Origin of the sequence: Ruminococcus flavefaciens AE3010 (genome assembly GCF_000526795.1) — a bacterium.
GTDB classification, from domain to species: domain Bacteria; phylum Bacillota; class Clostridia; order Oscillospirales; family Ruminococcaceae; genus Ruminococcus; species Ruminococcus flavefaciens_D.
Genome location: NZ_JAGT01000001.1, coordinates 767,635 through 781,114, shown reverse-complemented (window position 1 = coordinate 781,114; position 13,480 = coordinate 767,635). Strand labels below are relative to the sequence as shown.

The following is a 13,480-nucleotide window of genomic DNA, read 5'->3' as shown; positions in this document are numbered from 1 at the left end:
AGGAGTATAATTATGAAAAAGCCATCAATAATAATCGGAAAGAAACAGATAATCATGACCTGCCTGACCCTTATGCTTGCAGTTGCGGTGTACATAAACTATGCTACATCACCGAAGCTTGCTCCCGACAGCAGCTCCATGTCGTTCAGGAAAGACAATGACACTGTAAAATACGGCGAGACCGAGTTTGTAAATGCTTCAGCCGAACCTGCTGCCGAGGACTATTTTGCACAGGCTCGTCTCGATAAGATGAAGGACAGGGACGAAGCTGTACAGACGCTCCAGACCATGATAGGCGGCGGAGATGTTACCGAGGACGAAATGGTAGTGAATGCCCTTGACGCAGTACAGGTGTCAAAGCTTATCGAGAGCGAGGGGACTATCGAGTCTCTGGTAAAAGCTCAGGGCTTTCAGGACTGTGTGGCGTACCTTGACGGCGAGAACGCAAAGGTTGTAGTCAAGACAGAGGGGCTCGACAAGGCTCAGGCAGCTTCCATAAAGGAGATAATCCTCGGGGAAACGGAAGTCCCCGCAGAGAATATCAGGATCTTCGAGGTAAAGTAGGCTGATTTATCCTGTGTGAATATTTATGAATATTTTTCACCGCGAATATTGCTGTTTCTGAAATATTATGTTATAAGCGCAGAGCCTGCGCCGCCTATTTCGCGACATAAATAAGAAAACGACAGTTTTTTTTCTCTGCGAATGTTGCTATTTCTGAAATATTATGTTATAATACAATGGATAGGGTGTAAGCAAGATATTGATTAAAAAATACACCTAAATAAGAGCCTACGGAGGTCCACTATGGAAGTTGAAGATATGAAGCCGGAAGTTTCAAGCAGACTTAAAATATCAGATGACGTAATTATCGCCATTGCAAGGCTTGCAGCTCTTGATGTCAAGGGAGTCGCAAGTCTTGGCGGCGAGGTTGGAAAAATGAGCAAGCTCAGAAGAAACGGACCTATCAAGGTAAGTATGATGGGCGATGTGGCTGCCATAGATATGAAGATAGTCATAAAGAGCGGAGAAAAAGCCGTGAACGTTGCTCAGGAAGTTCAGACCGTGGTAAAGGAGAACGTCCAGAACATGACTGGCGTACCTGTTGCAAGAGTAAACGTTACCGTCAGCGGAGTTGTATTTGAATGATAAGGCGATACAGACCGTCTGATCTGAAAAAATCTGCGGAGGTGTTCCGTGGAGCCTTTGCCGCCGAGCCGTGGAACGAGGAATGGTCATATGAGCTTGCCGAAACGAGGATAAACGAGCTTATGTCCTCACCGCAGTCCATAGGCTATGTGGCTGAGGCTAACGGTGTTATACAGGCTGTCCTCTGCGGCAGAAGGCTTACATATCTCTACGGCGTCGAGTATATGATAGATGAGTTCTGCGTGTCTCCGAATATGCAGCGGAGCGGTATCGGTACGGCTGTTCTGGACTATGCCCGCAAAGAGCTTACAGCTGAGGGCGTTGCTGCTATGGTGCTCCTGACAACACGGGGCTACCCAAGTGAGAGATTTTACATAAAAAACGGATTTGAAAGTAAAGATGCAATGGTTTTCATGTATCGTACCATAGGAAAAAATAAGGAGTGTACAAATGACAAGACGTGAAATAAGAGACAGCGCATTCAAGCTGGTTTTCGAGCAGCTTCTGCGTGATGACGATATAAATGAGCTATACGAGATAGCTGAGGAGATCGACGAGATCACCGTAAACGACGAGGTCAAGAAAATAGTCGAGGGTACTCTCGAGCACGCTGAGGAGCTTGACAACATAATCTCAAAGTACAGCAAGTCAAGAAGCATTGCAAGGATATCAAAGCTGAATCTTGCCATACTCCGCATTGCTATGTTTGAGTCCCTCTACGATGACAATACTCCCATGAATGCGGCTATCAGCGAGGCTATAAAGCTTTCCATGATGTATACATATCAGGAGGATACAGCCTTTATCAACGGCGTTCTCGGAGCATTCTCCCGCGATACACAGAAGTCGGAGAGCGAAAATGCCTGAGTATCTGGGAGTTGATACAAGCAACTATACCACCTCGGCTGCGGTATACGTCAGCGAGGAGAATAAGATATACCAGACTAAGAAGCTTCTTCCCGTAAAGGAGGGTGAGCTTGGACTGCGCCAGAGCGACGCGGTTTTCCACCACACAAAGCAGCTTCCCGATATGATAGAGCAGCTTTTCAGCGAGAACAGTCTCGGTATGCCGAAAACGGTTACAGCTTCCGCAAGACCGCGCAACATAGAGGGCTCATATATGCCATGCTTTCTCTGCGGAGAGGGCTTTGCCCGTTCATATGCGGCGGTTTCGGGAGCAAAGCTTTATACCACCTCTCATCAGATCGGTCATATCCTTGCGGCGCTTTATTCCGCGGACAGGCTGGACTTAGTGAATGAGCGCTTCATTGCCTTTCACGTCAGCGGCGGAACTACCGACTGCCTGCTGTGCGAGCCCGATAATGAGTGTGTTCTCAAAATAACCGAGATAGGTACTTCACTTGACCTTAAAGCGGGACAGGCTGTTGACCGAACTGGCGTTATGCTGGGACTTCATTTCCCATGCGGCGCAGAGCTTGAAAAGCTTGCAGTGAACGCCAATAAACACTTCAAGGCAAAGCCTGTGCTGAAAGACGGCAACTGCTGCCTTTCGGGCTTGGAGAACAAGTGCGGCAATATGCTTGACAGCGGCGAAAGTCCCGAGAATATCGCCAAGTATTGCCTTGATTTTATTGCCGAGACCATACTCGCCATGACCGACCATGCTATCGGCAGATACGGCGAGCTTCCGCTGGTATTTGCAGGCGGAGTCATGTCGGACGTTATTATCCGCGACAGGATAATTTCCCGATACCCGTCGGCAAGCTTCGCACAGCCCCGGTTCTCCTGCGACAATGCGGCGGGAGTGGCTATATACGGCTATTTGAAAAGCACAGGAGATAAATGATGCCTGTAATTACAGTTTCACAGATAAATAAATATATAGGCTCCATACTGAAAAACGACAGGAACCTGCAGGGCATAATGGTTCGGGGCGAGATATCGAATTACGTGAAGCATTTCCGCAGCGGACACGTCTACTTCACGCTGAAAGACAGCGAAAGCGCGGTCAAGGCTGTAATGTTTGCAAGTGCTGCCGACCGCCTTAAATTTGAGCCCGAGGACGGTATGTCCGTGATAGTATCGGGAAGTATAGGCGTATTCGAGCGTGACGGCGCATATCAGCTCTACGTCAACGATATCATACCCGAGGGCGCAGGCAAGGCAAATGTAGCACTGGAGCAGCTGAAAAAGAAGCTGCAAAAGGAGGGCATATTCGCCGAGGAGCACAAGCGTCCCATCCCCTCAATGCCCAAGAAAATAGGTGCGGTAACGTCCCTCAGCGGCGCGGCTGTACGGGATATAATAAATGTACTTTCAAGGCGTTATCCGCTGTGCGAGATATATGCGGTCAATGCGCAGGTACAGGGCGAGGGAGCTCCCGAGTCCATATGCGCAGGTATACTCAAAGCGGAGGCGGCAGGCTGCGACGTTATCATAGTCGGGCGCGGCGGCGGTTCAAGCGAGGACCTCAGCGCATTCAACACCGAAAAGGTGGCATATGCCATATATAACTGCAAGGTGCCTGTGATATCGGCTGTTGGACACGAGACCGACTTTACCATAGCCGATCTTGCCGCAGATCTGCGTGCACCTACTCCATCGGCAGCAGCGGAGCTTGCAGCTCCCGATATAGCGCTGCTTTACGAAAGGATATCCCTGTTACAGCGAAGAGCTGAGCGCTCTGCACTGGCAGTTCTGGATAAATATACGGACAGATTTATAGTGCTGAACGCGCGTCTGGCTGCACAGTCTCCCGAGAACCGTCTGAAGCTGACTGCCGAGAGGCTCAGCTCACTTGACAAGCGCCGTGATACAGCCTTTCTGCGTTATATGGACAGGCTGGAGAGACAGCTTGAAGAAAAGGCGGCAAGACTTGACAGTCTCAGTCCGCTGAAGGTCCTTTCCCGCGGCTATTCGCTGGTGTACAAGGGTGAGAAGCTGCTGAGCAGCTCGGAACCTCTTGAAAAGGGCGACAGGATAAAGATCGGCTTCGGAATCGGCGGCGCGGAAGCCGAGATAATCGATAAATGGTGATATAATGGAAAAAAAGCTTACATTTGAAGATAATATGACACGTCTCGGGAAGATAGTTTCCGAGCTTGAAAAGGGCGATATCCCCCTCGAAAAGGCTGTGGAGCTCTACGGCGAGGGAGTAAAGCTGTCGGCGGCTTGCAGAAAGCAGCTTGACGAAGCTCAGATAAAAATTACCGAGGACGGCGGAGGAACAGAAAAATGAGTAATTTCAAGGAAACAATGCAGGAATACATCAGATTTACCGAGGATAATCTCAAAAGGTACAATGCTTTTTCGGAGAGCATGGCGGCTCAGAAGAATCTTATAGATGCCATGAATTATTCTCTTGAAGCAGGCGGCAAACGTATCCGTCCCGTTCTGGTATATTCTTTCTGCAATGCTCTCGGAGCTGATTATAAGATCGCAGCAGCACCTGCTGCGGCTATTGAGATGATACACACATTCTCACTTATCCACGACGATCTCCCTGCAATGGACAATGACGATTTCCGACGCGGAAAACCCTCATGTCACAAGGCTTTCGGCGAGGCAATGGCTATACTTGCAGGTGACGCGCTGTGTATGCTGCCCTTTGAGGTCATTGCCGACGATAAGCAGCTCTCACCCGAGCAGAAGATAAGACTGGTATCATGTCTTGCAAAGGGCTCAGGCAGAGAAGGCATGGGCGGCGGACAGGTCATCGACATGGAAAATGAGGAGCGCACTGACGTTGACGAAGCTAACCTCCGCAATATGTACCACCACAAGACAGGTCAGCTCATAGCTGTATCATGCATGATGGGCTGCATATGTGCAGGAGCTGACGAGGAGAAGATACAGGCTGCTGCCGATTACGGCTTCAAGCTTGGACTGGCTTTCCAGATAATCGATGATATCCTTGATGTAACAAGCACCACTGAGGAGCTTGGCAAGCCCGTAGGCAGTGACGAGGAGGAGAACAAGACCACCTTTGTTACATTGTACGGTGTTGAAAAGGCTCAGGAGATCGCAAATAGTATAACCGAAGAGGCTCTCGGCTGCCTTGAAAAATTCGGAAACGATGCATTTCTCACAGAGCTTACGGAAATGCTTCTGAAAAGAAAGAATTAACGCAAAGGAGCTGCGGAGCTTATCCGCATTTCATGAAAAATGAAGGAAAATATAAGTAATAACGACAAGGTGACTCTTGAGGAGCTTCAGCTGCCCCAGGATCTGAAAAAGCTTACCTTAACACAGTGCAATTCACTGTGCAAGGAAATAAGAAATCTCCTTATATCTACTGTTTCAAAGACAGGCGGACACCTTGCCTCTAATCTGGGTGCTGTTGAGCTTACTATGGCTCTCCACCGCAATTTCAATTCTCCCGAGGATAAGATAGTCTGGGACGTAGGTCATCAGGCATATACCCATAAGATACTTACAGGCAGACTTGACAGCTTCTCCACCCTCAGACAGGAAAACGGCATATCAGGCTTCCCTAAGCCCTCTGAGTCCGAGCATGACACATTCATAAGCGGACACAGCAGCACTTCTGTATCCGTAGCCTGCGGCATAGCCGAGGCAATGAAGCTTCAGGGCAAGGACAATTATGCAGTAGCGGTTATCGGTGACGGCGCTATGTCGGGCGGAATGTTCTACGAGGCTATGAACAACTGCGGCAGAGACCGTCAGCGTAATCTTATCGTAGTTCTCAACGATAACAATATGTCCATTTCAAAGAGCGTAGGCGCCCTTTCCAAATATCTTACCTCACTGAGAAATACCGAAAAGTACTTACATACAAAGAGAGCCGTGGAGCGCGGTCTTGAAATGATACCTCTTGTTGGAAAAAGCGTTACCAAGGGTATCAAGAACGTAAAGGACTCAGTGAAATCCAATATTCTTGAACAGAGCACAATGTTCGAGGACATGGGCTTCATATACCTCGGACCTGTCAACGGACACAATCTTGCGGAGCTTGAAGAGGTCTTCCACATGGCTAAATCCTATCATCAGCCCGTGTTTATCCACGTAAAGACCGTAAAGGGCAAGGGCTACAGTCCTGCCGAGGCAAATCCGGGAGAATACCACGGTATCTCCAAATTTGATATAGCTACGGGAAATCCCGAGGTCGCTGCAGCTGACAGCTATTCCACCGTATTCGGAAAGGAGCTTGTAAAGCTTGCGGACAAGGACGACAAGCTCTGTGCAATAACAGCGGCTATGAAGTACGGTACGGGACTGCAGTTCTTCCACTTCAAGTACCCCGACAGATTCTTTGATGTGGGTATTGCCGAGCAGCACGCAGTCACTTTTGCAGGCGGACTTGCTTCAATGGGCATGACTCCCGTATTTGCCGTATATTCTACATTTTTACAGCGTTCCTACGACCAGCTCGTTCACGATGTAGCCATAGGCGGACTTCATGTAGTTCTCGGCGTAGACCGTGCGGGAATAGTGGGCGAGGACGGCGAAACTCATCAGGGACTTCTTGACGTGCCTATGCTTACTTCTATACCGAATACCACTATTTATTCGCCCTCATGCTACATGGAAATGAAGATGTGCATGAGAAAGGCTATATATGAAGATAAGGGCATTGCCGCAGTCCGCTATCCACGCGGCTCTGAGAAGGTGGAGTTCGACCAGTCCGACATAACAACAGAGTGGCTCTTCAAGCAGCTCAGCGGCAGCGAAACTCTTATCATAACCTACGGCAGACTTTATAACGAAGCCATAAAAGCTCAGAAGGAGCTTGAAAAGAACGGCATAAGCTGCGATATATTAAAGCTTACAAAGATATTCCCACTTGACGGAAAGCTTGGTGAGGAGATAAAGCAGTATCCGAGGATAGTATTCTTCGAGGAGTCCATGGGCGAGGGCAGTATTTCCGAAAAGATCGGAGATATTCTCTCTGAGCTTGGCTACTGCGGAGACTACAGCAGAGTTACCGCAGACGGTTTTGTAAAGCAGGCGTCTGTGCGCTCATGTCTTGACAAGCTGGGACTTACAAGATGCAGAATGGCAGAATATATCCGCAGCAGGAGCAATAATAATGGCAAGGCTTGACAGCGAGCTTGTAGCCCGCGGACTTGCCCGAAGCCGTCAGCGTGCCAAGGAAATGATACTTTCGGGAAATGTCACAGTAAACGGAAAGACCGCTAAAAAGGCTTCCGACGAGGTATCGGCTGAGGACGTTATCGAGTCCTCTGAGAGCGAGAGCTACGTTGGACGCGGCGCATTGAAGCTTGAAAAGGCAGCCGAGGAATTCGGGCTTGACTTTAACGGCAAGGTATGTCTTGACATAGGAGCTTCCACAGGCGGATTTACCGATTTTATGCTGCAAAACGGAGCTGCTAAGGTGTTCGCCGTGGATACGGGACACGGACAGCTTGCACAGCGTCTTATTGACGATGACCGCGTCGTGAATATGGAGGGTACGGATATCCGTGACGTGTCTGCCGACGATTTAGGCGGACAGGCGGATATTATATCCGTAGACGTTTCATTTATATCCCTGACTAAGATACTTGCAAAGGTATATGAGCTCCTTAAAGACGGAGCGGTTGCTGCGGTGCTCATAAAGCCCCAGTTTGAAGCAGGCAGGAGCGACATCGGCAAGAGGGGCATAGTAAAGGATAAGAAGGTCCATATCCGTGTACTGACCGAGATAGACAGCTTCGCGCAGGCAGTGGGCTTTATCACTGAGCAGTACACCTATTCACCTGTCCGCGGAGGAAGCGGCAATATAGAGTACCTTGTGAAGCTGCGGAAAGCCGCAGGCGAGCCAAAGATACATGATTTCAAGGAGCTGACAGACAGTTCATTCACTAAACTATAAGGAGAGCGTTTATGAAGGCAGCGTTGTACCCTAATTTCCAGAAGACCAATGCGCTCAGCTGCGCCCGTGAAGCCTGTGATGTGCTTGCGGACTGCGGCATAGATGTTTCGGTCAGCGAGATATTCAGAAATGATTTTTCAGACAAGCCTCATGTGATATTTGAGGATATAAATGAATCTGCAAAGACAGCGGACGTAGTCCTTGCCATCGGAGGAGACGGAACTATTCTCCGATGTGCAAAGCTGCTTATGGGAAGCGATACAAAGCTTCTGGGAATAAATACGGGAACTCTTGGTTTTATGGCAGGTCTTGAAGCCGACCAGCTGGACAAGCTGAGCCTGCTCACAACAGGCGAGTACGAGATATCCCAGCGAATGACTCTTGATGTGCTGTATCACGGCAAGGACGGCGATGTTATGGCAACTGTTCTCAATGAGGTCTCGGCACGGTCGGGCAGCTTCAGGATATGTGATTTTGAGGTCTATTCCGAGGGCTATCTTGTGGGAAAGCACCGCGCAGACGGCGTACTGTTCAGCACTCCCTCAGGCTCTACAGCCTATGCCCTTTCCGCAGGCGGACCTGTTATCGAGCCCGACCTTGAATGTATAGAAATGACGCTTATATGTCCCCATTCGCTGTTTTCGAGAGCAACGATGTTCTCACCGAGCCGCAGGCTCCGCATGAAGGTAACGACTTCCCGTGAGGACTGCATGGTCATAAACGTAGACGGTGAGCATTTCATCGATCTGGCAAGAGATGAATCTATAGAGATATGCCGCGGAAGAAACAATATCAATTTCATTGATCTTCTGGGCAATTCCTTCCACGAATCCCTTTGCAAGAAAATGTGCAAGCCCATAAAATAAGGAGCACGGTGGTATTATGAAAAACCGCAGACACGAAGCAATTCTTGAAATAATAACCGAACAGCCCGTTGCAACTCAGGAAATGCTCATAGAGCTGCTTGCTCAGCGGGGCATAAAGACTACGCAGGCAACACTTTCCAGAGATATACAGCAGCTCTCACTGGTCAAGCAGCGTGATGACAAAGGCGTGTACCGCTATTCGATGCCGCCTGCAGCAGTTACGGAGAAGTCTCTTTTTGAGGAAGCTGTATTATCGGTGGATTACGCAATGAACACGATCGTTCTGAAATGCCGCGCAGGAATGGCTCAGGGCACCTGTGCCGCCATAGACTCCGTGGAGCATCAGGGAGTTGTGGGAACTATCGCAGGCGATGATACTATCTTTATACTTGTGCGGAGCGAAGCAGACGCGAAGAAGCTCTCGAAGAAGTTTCGCAGCGAGCTTTTTCCCAGGAGGTAAACTCTCAGAATGTTAAAAGAGATATATATACAGAATCTTGCTGTCATAAAGGAAGCGGTCATACCCCTTGGCAGCAGGCTGAATATTTTCACAGGTGAAACAGGTGCAGGTAAGTCCATACTCATCAATGGCATAAACGCTGTTCTTGGACAGCGCTGCACAAAGGATATAGTCCGTACAGGCTGCGATAAAGCAGTGATAACGGCGCTGTTTACGGAGCTTTCGGATGAAGTGTGCGAAAAGCTTGACGAGCTGGGTATCGCTCACGATGACAGCGAGATAACCGTTACCAGAGAGATAAGCGCAGACGGCGGAAGCGTTTCCCGTATCAACCACAGGACAGCTTCGGCGGCACTGCTTAAAGAGATAGGCTCAATGCTTATCAATATCCACGGACAGCATGACAATCAGATACTTCTTGACAGCGAGAAGCATTTACAGATACTTGACGGCTTCGGCGGCGATGATACACTGCTGAATGAATACAGAGAGACTTTTCGCGAATTGCAGCAGACAGCCCGCAAGCTGGGTGAGCTGAAAAAGCTTGAGCAGTCCCGTGCAGAGCGCAGCCGTTACCTTGATGATATAATAAGCGATATCGGTGAGCTGGAGCTTCGTGAAAACGAAGACGACGAGCTTGAAAAGGAGTACGAGACAGCGAAAAACTCCGAAAAGACCATAATCGCCATAAAGAATGCAGTGAATGCCATAACAGGCGAGGAGGCTGCAAATGATATGCTGGTATCGGCTGAGACCGAGATAGCCCAGTATACCGACAACAGCGAAAAGCTCAACGTGTTATACGAAAGGCTTTCCGCGGCGGAGATAGAGCTTGCGGACATTGCTTCCGAGCTTGAAGCTCTTGCGGATAAGGTGGAGCTTGACGGTCAGCGCCTTGAATACCTCGGCACACGTCTTGGCAGCATCAATAAGCTGAAGCGTAAGTACGCCACTGACTGCGAGGGACTTGTAAAGCTTTACGATGATGCCTGCCGTGAGTCTATGCAGCTTGAAAGCTCCGACACCGAGATAAAGGCTCTTGCCGAAAAGCGCGACGAGCTTCTTCACCGTGTAACGGAGCAGGCTAAGAAGCTCTACGACTACCGCGAGAGCGTGGCGAAGCGCTTTACTGAGCGCGTGACCTCCGAGCTTGAATTTCTCAACATGGAGGGCGTTATCATAGCAGTCCGCCACGAAAAAGGCAAGCTGACTGTAAACGGTATGGACAGCGTGGAGTTTCTTATCTCCGCAAACAAGGGTGAAGAACCAAAGCCTATATCGAAGATTGCTTCGGGCGGTGAGCTTTCGCGAATCATGCTTGCACTGAAAAGTGTCATTGCCGACAAGGACTCTATCCCCACAATGATATTCGACGAGATAGACACAGGCGTAAGCGGCAAGGCAGCACAGAAAATAGGAATAAAGCTCCGCGAGATAGGAAAGGTACGGCAGGTCATCTGCGTAACTCATCTTTCCCAGATAGCTGTAATGGCTGATTCACATCTTCTTATTGAGAAGCAGATAGTGGGCGACCGCACCGAGACCCATGTGATGCAGCTCGATATGGATGGCAGAGTTGCCGAGATAGCCCGTATCATGGGCGGAGACAGTCCGAGCGGGCTCATGCTTGATAATGCCCGTGCAGAGATAAACAAAGCTATGGAGCTTTAACGGAGGCGTATTTATTGAAGATATACTCAACGAGGCACGGACAGACCTCGTACAACAAGCAGGAAACAATACTTGGAACTACTGACATAGAGCTTGACGAAACAGGCGAAAAGCAGGCACTTGCACTGGCTGAGAAAATAGCTGAGATGAACTGCATAGATATCATCATAGCTTCTCCCATGAAGCGGGCAATGCGTACAGCCCGTGCAGTTGCTGAGCGCTGCGGACTTGAAATAATCACGGAGGAGCGGCTTCGTGAATGGGACTACGGCTATTATGAGGGCAGGAGCAGATTTACTGACGGCTTTGCCGAAAACAAAACGGAGTTCGGTGTGCGTATGGGAAAAAGCGGAGAGTCTCTTTTGCAGCTTTCCCACAGAGTTTACTCTGCTCTTGACGATCTCATAAAGGCACACAGCGGCAAGAATGTACTTATCGTAAGTCATGGCGGTGTCTGCCGTGTTATAGAGACATATTTTCACGACATGACTACCGAGCAGTTTTCAAACTGGTTCATGGATAACTGCGGACTTATAGAGTATTCCATAGACTGACAGGAGAGATATTATGAAAATAGGAGTTGACTATTATCCCGAGCAGTGGGACAGGGCATTATGGAAGTCTGATGCTGAGCTTATGGCAAAAACAGGCGTAAAACTGGTTCGTATCGGAGAGTTTGCATGGTCAAAGCTCGAACCGCAGGACGGACAGTTCAACTTTCAGTGGCTCGATGAAGCCATAGGCACTTTTTCACGTCATGCAATAGGAATAGTACTGTGTACTCCTACAAGCTGTCCGCCGCTGTGGATGTACGAGACCTATCCAGATATCGTACAGGTGGGCGCTGACGGAAAAAGGATACAGACAGGTATCAGAGGTCACAGATGTCTCAATGCACCGATGTTCCTGTACTATGCAAAGCGTATCACCGAGCAGCTTGCAAGGCGTTATGCCAATAATCCTGCTATCGCAGCGTGGCAGATTGACAACGAGATAGAGGCTTACCCCTGCACCTGCGAGACCTGCCGCGGACTCTTCCGTGACTGGCTCATAGACAAGTACGATACCCTTGAAAATATCAATGTGGCTTTCGGCAACAGCGTATGGAGCGGAGAATACAGCAGCATATCACAGATAAAGCCGCCCACATCTTACCCGAGAGCATGGCAGAATCCTGCTCTGTGTCTTGATTTCAGCCGCTTTGCATCTGATACTGCTGTTAAGTTCGTAAGCGATATGTCTCAGATCATCAAGCGTGAGAATCCCAGAGCCAAGGTCACGACAAACACCTTTTTCTGCGAGAATACTCCCGATTATTACAAGCTTTTCAGTATGCTTGATTTTACGTCATACGACAATTATCCGCCTGTCCGTATTTCCGATGACACGGACAGCGTCACGTCACATGCCTTTGAGCTGGACTTTATGCGCGGACTGAAACAGCGTAATTTCTGGGTAATGGAGCAGCTCAGCGGTGCTACGGGAAGCTGGGCTCCCATGGGACCGACGCCCCGTCCCGGACAGATAAAGGGCTATGCTATGCAGGCGATGGCTCACGGAGCTGATACTGTCATGCATTTCCGCTGGAGAACTGCCAACAAGGGCGCGGAAATGTTCTGGCACGGTCTTATTGACCACAGTAATGTGCCGTCCCGCAGATTCAAGGAGTTTGCAGAGCTGTGCATTACGGCTTCAAAGCTCAGCGTGATCGAGACTACGGAGCTTGTATCCGATGTGGCTATACTTTATTCTCCCGATAATGACTGGGCATTCAAGATACAGCCACAGACAGAGGGCTTCTATTATCTTGAGCAGCTCAGATACTTCCATGCTGCCTTTACGCGCTACGGAACAAACGTGGATATTATTTCTCCTACAGCCGACCTGTCAAAGTACAAGGCTGTAGTTGCGCCTGCCATGTATGTTTATGACAAGGCGTCTGCCGAGAACATTTACCGCTATGTAATAAAGGGCGGTACGCTGATAATGACCAACCGCAGCGGAGTAAAGGATTCCTGCAACAACTGCATAATGGAAGCGCTCCCCACAGTGTACAGGGAAATGATAGGCGCTGAGGTCAAGGAGTACGATCCTATCGGGAATACCGAGCAGACCATAGCAGATTTTGCGGGCAATAAGTTCACATGCCGTCAGTGGTGCGATATACTGGAGCTTACCACAGCCCGTGCATATGCTGAGTACAAGGACACTTTCTATGCAGGCAGTCCTGCGGTCACTATGAACCGTTACTGCAGCGGCGTTACATATTATGTGGGTACGGTCTGCAATATGGACTTCTATGAGAGCTTTGCAGGCAATATTATGAAACAGACAGGCATACCACGTCTGAAAGACCTGCCCAAGGGCGTTGAGGTCACCACAAGGACAAACGGACTTGACGATTATATATTCTTCTTCAACAATTCGGAGCAGGAAGCGGATATCACTCTTCCGAAGGCAATGTACAGCATTATCGACGGCAATGAAAAGGACCAGCTCACATTGAAGCCCTTCGATATGGATATTGTCAGAAAGTAG

15 protein-coding genes are annotated in these 13,480 nt (G+C 49.2%); all 15 read left to right on the top strand.

Annotation, left to right across the window (positions count from 1 at the left end):
* Positions 1-12 precede the first annotated feature (12 nt).
* The 15 genes from N774_RS0103305 (at position 13) to N774_RS0103235 (ending at position 13,480) form a co-directional block, all read left to right on the top strand.
* Positions 13-564 (top strand): SpoIIIAH-like family protein, encoded by a 552-nt coding sequence (locus tag N774_RS0103305; RefSeq protein WP_024859875.1) that lies wholly within the window; start codon positions 13-15, stop codon positions 562-564.
* A gap of 243 nt (positions 565-807) precedes the next feature.
* The gene (locus N774_RS0103300) at positions 808-1,149 is read left to right on the top strand and encodes an Asp23/Gls24 family envelope stress response protein (RefSeq protein ID WP_024859874.1); all 342 of its coding nucleotides are present in this window, start codon (positions 808-810) and stop codon (positions 1,147-1,149) included.
* Positions 1,146-1,613: a GNAT family N-acetyltransferase gene (locus tag N774_RS0103295; RefSeq protein ID WP_024859873.1), complete on the top strand. Its 468-nt coding sequence runs from the start codon at positions 1,146-1,148 to the stop codon at positions 1,611-1,613. The genes N774_RS0103300 and N774_RS0103295 overlap by 4 nt, the downstream gene beginning before the upstream one ends.
* Complete coding sequence (gene nusB, locus N774_RS0103290; protein WP_024859872.1) at positions 1,600-2,016, top strand: transcription antitermination factor NusB; 417 nt, start codon at positions 1,600-1,602, stop codon at positions 2,014-2,016. The genes N774_RS0103295 and nusB overlap by 14 nt, the downstream gene beginning before the upstream one ends.
* On the top strand, positions 2,009-2,956 hold the full coding sequence (locus N774_RS0103285; protein WP_024859871.1) for a peptidase M22: 948 nt from the start codon (positions 2,009-2,011) through the stop codon (positions 2,954-2,956). The genes nusB and N774_RS0103285 overlap by 8 nt, the downstream gene beginning before the upstream one ends.
* Positions 2,956-4,146 (top strand): exodeoxyribonuclease VII large subunit, encoded by a 1,191-nt coding sequence (xseA, locus tag N774_RS0103280; protein WP_024859870.1) that lies wholly within the window; start codon positions 2,956-2,958, stop codon positions 4,144-4,146. Before N774_RS0103285 ends, xseA begins: the two co-directional genes overlap by 1 nt.
* A gap of 4 nt (positions 4,147-4,150) precedes the next feature.
* A complete protein-coding gene (gene xseB / locus N774_RS0103275) occupies positions 4,151-4,348 on the top strand; it encodes an exodeoxyribonuclease VII small subunit (RefSeq protein ID WP_024859869.1) in 198 nt (65 codons plus the stop codon).
* The gene (locus N774_RS0103270) at positions 4,345-5,235 is read left to right on the top strand and encodes a polyprenyl synthetase family protein (protein WP_024859868.1); all 891 of its coding nucleotides are present in this window, start codon (positions 4,345-4,347) and stop codon (positions 5,233-5,235) included. Before xseB ends, N774_RS0103270 begins: the two co-directional genes overlap by 4 nt.
* A 39-nt stretch (positions 5,236-5,274) precedes the next feature.
* Positions 5,275-7,173: a 1-deoxy-D-xylulose-5-phosphate synthase gene (gene dxs, locus N774_RS0103265; RefSeq protein WP_024859867.1), complete on the top strand. Its 1,899-nt coding sequence runs from the start codon at positions 5,275-5,277 to the stop codon at positions 7,171-7,173.
* Entirely contained in the window at positions 7,160-7,945 is a 786-nt protein-coding gene (locus tag N774_RS0103260) for a TlyA family RNA methyltransferase (RefSeq protein WP_024859866.1), read from the top strand. Before dxs ends, N774_RS0103260 begins: the two co-directional genes overlap by 14 nt.
* A gap of 11 nt (positions 7,946-7,956) precedes the next feature.
* A complete protein-coding gene (locus tag N774_RS0103255) occupies positions 7,957-8,811 on the top strand; it encodes an NAD(+)/NADH kinase (protein WP_024859865.1) in 855 nt (284 codons plus the stop codon).
* 16 nt (positions 8,812-8,827) lie between these two features.
* Positions 8,828-9,271: an arginine repressor gene (gene argR, locus N774_RS0103250; RefSeq protein ID WP_024859864.1), complete on the top strand. Its 444-nt coding sequence runs from the start codon at positions 8,828-8,830 to the stop codon at positions 9,269-9,271.
* Between the two features lie 9 nt (positions 9,272-9,280).
* Positions 9,281-10,942 (top strand): DNA repair protein RecN, encoded by a 1,662-nt coding sequence (gene recN / locus N774_RS0103245; RefSeq protein ID WP_024859863.1) that lies wholly within the window; start codon positions 9,281-9,283, stop codon positions 10,940-10,942.
* A 14-nt stretch (positions 10,943-10,956) separates the two neighbouring features.
* Positions 10,957-11,496, top strand: coding sequence for a histidine phosphatase family protein (locus tag N774_RS0103240; protein WP_024859862.1), 540 nt, complete (start codon positions 10,957-10,959; stop codon positions 11,494-11,496).
* 13 nt (positions 11,497-11,509) lie between these two features.
* Complete coding sequence (locus N774_RS0103235; RefSeq protein WP_024859861.1) at positions 11,510-13,480, top strand: beta-galactosidase; 1,971 nt, start codon at positions 11,510-11,512, stop codon at positions 13,478-13,480.

Bases quoted from the DNA above. Each gene is read 5' to 3' on its own strand.
- nusB (WP_024859872.1), top strand. From the start codon at position 1,600: ATGACAAGACGTGAAATAAGAGACAGCGCATTCAAGCTGGTTTTCGAG.
- recN (WP_024859863.1), top strand. From the start codon at position 9,281: ATGTTAAAAGAGATATATATACAGAATCTTGCTGTCATAAAGGAAGCG.
- xseA (WP_024859870.1), top strand. From the start codon at position 2,956: ATGCCTGTAATTACAGTTTCACAGATAAATAAATATATAGGCTCCATA.
- N774_RS0103295 (WP_024859873.1), top strand. From the start codon at position 1,146: ATGATAAGGCGATACAGACCGTCTGATCTGAAAAAATCTGCGGAGGTG.
- dxs (WP_024859867.1), top strand. From the start codon at position 5,275: ATGAAGGAAAATATAAGTAATAACGACAAGGTGACTCTTGAGGAGCTT.
- N774_RS0103255 (WP_024859865.1), top strand. From the start codon at position 7,957: ATGAAGGCAGCGTTGTACCCTAATTTCCAGAAGACCAATGCGCTCAGC.
- argR (WP_024859864.1), top strand. From the start codon at position 8,828: ATGAAAAACCGCAGACACGAAGCAATTCTTGAAATAATAACCGAACAG.
- N774_RS0103235 (WP_024859861.1), top strand. From the start codon at position 11,510: ATGAAAATAGGAGTTGACTATTATCCCGAGCAGTGGGACAGGGCATTA.
- xseB (WP_024859869.1), top strand. From the start codon at position 4,151: ATGGAAAAAAAGCTTACATTTGAAGATAATATGACACGTCTCGGGAAG.
- N774_RS0103285 (WP_024859871.1), top strand. From the start codon at position 2,009: ATGCCTGAGTATCTGGGAGTTGATACAAGCAACTATACCACCTCGGCT.
- N774_RS0103270 (WP_024859868.1), top strand. From the start codon at position 4,345: ATGAGTAATTTCAAGGAAACAATGCAGGAATACATCAGATTTACCGAG.
- N774_RS0103300 (WP_024859874.1), top strand. From the start codon at position 808: ATGGAAGTTGAAGATATGAAGCCGGAAGTTTCAAGCAGACTTAAAATA.
- N774_RS0103260 (WP_024859866.1), top strand. From the start codon at position 7,160: ATGGCAAGGCTTGACAGCGAGCTTGTAGCCCGCGGACTTGCCCGAAGC.
- N774_RS0103305 (WP_024859875.1), top strand. From the start codon at position 13: ATGAAAAAGCCATCAATAATAATCGGAAAGAAACAGATAATCATGACC.